Here is a 1,484-nt window from a genome sequence, read left to right on the forward strand (position 1 = left end):
CAACGCCGTGAAGTTAGGCGTGTGGGCTGGTAGGCAAGTGCCTCGATACGGCCCCTGACATGCAGGAAGCGGAGCTCCGGTAGAAACGGCTTGTCCGCCAAGACAACCGCTGCTGTGGGAGCTCCGCTGTCTGCTCAGTGTGCCATCACTCGTGAAATCGTTGTAGCTGAAGGGGTGTTCGCCCCGGGCCATCTGGGCGAGTTGACGCAGATCGTGCCGTTCGAGATGGTCGACGCGGTCCTCGCTGAGTCCGGTGCGGTCCAGCGACGGCTGCGTAAGCTGCCCGCCCGGGTCGTCGTCTACCTGCTGCTCGCGGCCACCCTGTTCGAGGACTGCGGATATCTGGCGGTCTGGCGCAAACTCACCGGCGCGCTCCGCGGCCTGCCAATACCGACGATCACCGCGACCGGGCTGTGGCATGCCCGCTGCCGGCTCGGCACCCGCCCCATGCGCGCCCTGTTCGACCTTCTGCGTGGGCACGCCGGCGCGATCCGCACCGCCGGCACCCGGTGGGCCGGGTTGCTGGTCGTCGCGATCGACGGCACCTGCCTGGACGTGCCCGACAATCCGGCCACCCGCGCCTGGCTAGGTAAGGGCTCCAACCAGTACACCGCCGCCAGCGGCTATCCACAGATCTCCCTGGTCACCCTCGTCGCCTGCGGCACCCGGGCAATCATCGACGCGGTCTTCGGACCCGCCAGCACCGGCGAGGCCCGCTACGCGCAACGGCTGGCCCGGTCCCTGCACCCCGGCATGATCGTCTTGTTGGACCGGGGCCTGTCCAGCAACACCCTGCTGCAGGCCGTCGCCGGCACCGGCGCCGCGTTCCTGGCCCGCCTCACCGCCCTTCGCAAGCCCCCGGTGCTGCGCCGACTGCCGGACGGCTCGTTCCTGTCCCGCGTCAGCGACCTGCCGGTCCGCATCATCGACTGTGAGATCACCATCGCCACCACCACCGGGCACCGCACCGGCGTCTACCGGCTGGCCACCACCCTGCTCGACCACCACCGCTACCCCGCGTCCAGCCTGGTCACCCTCTACCACGAACGATGGGAGATCGAAACCGCGTACCTGGCGATCAAGAAGAGCATGCTCGGCCGCCGCGTCCTACGCAGCCACCACCCCTCCGGCATCGCCCAAGAGATCTACGCCCTGCTGACCACCTACCAGGCCATCCGAATCGCCATCGCCGACGCCATCAGCACTACCGGCACCGACCCCGACCGGGCCAGCTTCAGCATCGCCCTGCAAACCGCCCGCGACCAACTCACCCAGGCCGCGAACGTCCTCGCCGGCACCGTCATCGACCTCGTCGGCACCATCGGCCGCGCCATTCTCGACCAGCTCATGCCCCCACGCCGGCTCCGCGTCAAACCCCGAGCCGTCAAACGACCGCTGTCCCGATACGCCTACAAAAGCCTGCGCGTCGACCGACGCACCTACCAAGCAACCATCACCATCAACCTCTTGACCACACCGATCAG

Annotated in this window: 1 protein-coding gene; it reads left to right on the plus strand. The window is 68.3% G+C overall.

Features of this window, described 5'->3' with window-relative positions:
• Positions 1 to 174: 174 nt before the first annotated feature.
• Positions 175 to 1,484: IS4 family transposase (locus DLJ47_RS35285; RefSeq protein WP_233258190.1), on the plus strand; the 1,310-nt coding region annotated here is incomplete at its 3' end.

Origin of the sequence: Micromonospora sp. S4605 (assembly GCF_003176715.1) — a bacterium.
In the GTDB taxonomy this organism is placed as follows: domain Bacteria; phylum Actinomycetota; class Actinomycetes; order Mycobacteriales; family Micromonosporaceae; genus Micromonospora; species Micromonospora echinaurantiaca.